This is a genomic window from Jeotgalicoccus marinus DSM 19772, from assembly GCF_000425825.1.
GTDB classification, from domain to species: domain Bacteria; phylum Bacillota; class Bacilli; order Staphylococcales; family Salinicoccaceae; genus Jeotgalicoccus; species Jeotgalicoccus marinus.
Map to the genome: position 1 here is coordinate 1 of NZ_KE384461.1, position 981 is coordinate 981.

Here is a 981-nt window from a genome sequence, read left to right on the forward strand (position 1 = left end):
ATGCGTTAAAACAAGGCCATATGAGCCAGTTTAAAACATTGATTCAAACTTCTAATCAGGTTCCATTATCTCCTGGCATGCGTCGAGTATTACGAACATTTAAGAAGTATGAATCCTATATTGAAAACACATTACATTATCCAACACTAACAAACGGCCCATTAGAAGGTATCAATAACAGTATCAAAGTATTAAAACGGATGGCTTTTGGTTACAAGAACTTTGCGCATTTCAGAGATCGAATATTATTGATGACGCGTTTATATAAACCTGAACAAAAAAAGACTGTCTAACTTGCATAAAGCAAGTTAGACAGTCAGATAAATTGTTTCATCAACCTTATTTGACGTAGAGCCGTTTTTTTATCAATTATCACGACCTAGTTCGTGTCTTTTTGGATTTTGTGGGCTTTTCGCGAACTAGATTTTGTTCTGAATAATAAAAAAGTACACTTACATCTCATATGAGTGCAAGTGTACTTCAAATATTTAATCTCTATCAAGTATTTATTAGTAGATAAAGTTATGGTTAGCTGCTTGAGAAGCACTTAAAGTTCTTGTGCTTTTACTACCAAGGCCGCCACCGAATTGCATTTCTGATACTAAGATTGAACCGTCGCCATTAACACGTTCTACAAATGCAACGTGACCTTGACCGTATGATCCGTTAGTATATGCCGGTGCTTGCATGATTGCACCCACAGCTGGTTTATTACCTACTGAGTATCCATCAGACGAAGCTGCAGATGCCCAGTTAGAAGCATCTCCCCAGCCATTGCCAGTGCTTAAGCCCATTGATGAACGCTTTTCAAATACGTACCATGCACAGCTACCCCACTGATAGTAGTTTGTACCGTTAGATACACTAGAAGCTGGTGTTGCTGCTGCAGGTTCTGCTGCTGCCGCTTGTTCTTCAGCTGCTCTTTCTGCTTCTGCTTTTTCAGCTGCCGCTTGTTCTTCGGCTACTCTTTCTGCTTCTGCT

2 protein-coding genes are annotated in these 981 nt (G+C 39.6%); one reads left to right on the plus strand and one right to left on the minus strand.

Going from position 1 to position 981, the window contains the following annotated elements:
• Positions 1-293 (plus strand): transposase (locus H624_RS12125; RefSeq protein ID WP_035857352.1); only part of this gene is annotated, 293 nt, incomplete at its 5' end.
• A gap of 216 nt (positions 294-509) precedes the next feature.
• On the opposite strand, the gene H624_RS12805 is transcribed toward H624_RS12125, so the two are convergent.
• Positions 510-981: CHAP domain-containing protein (locus H624_RS12805; protein WP_211220902.1), on the minus strand; the 472-nt coding region annotated here is incomplete at its 5' end.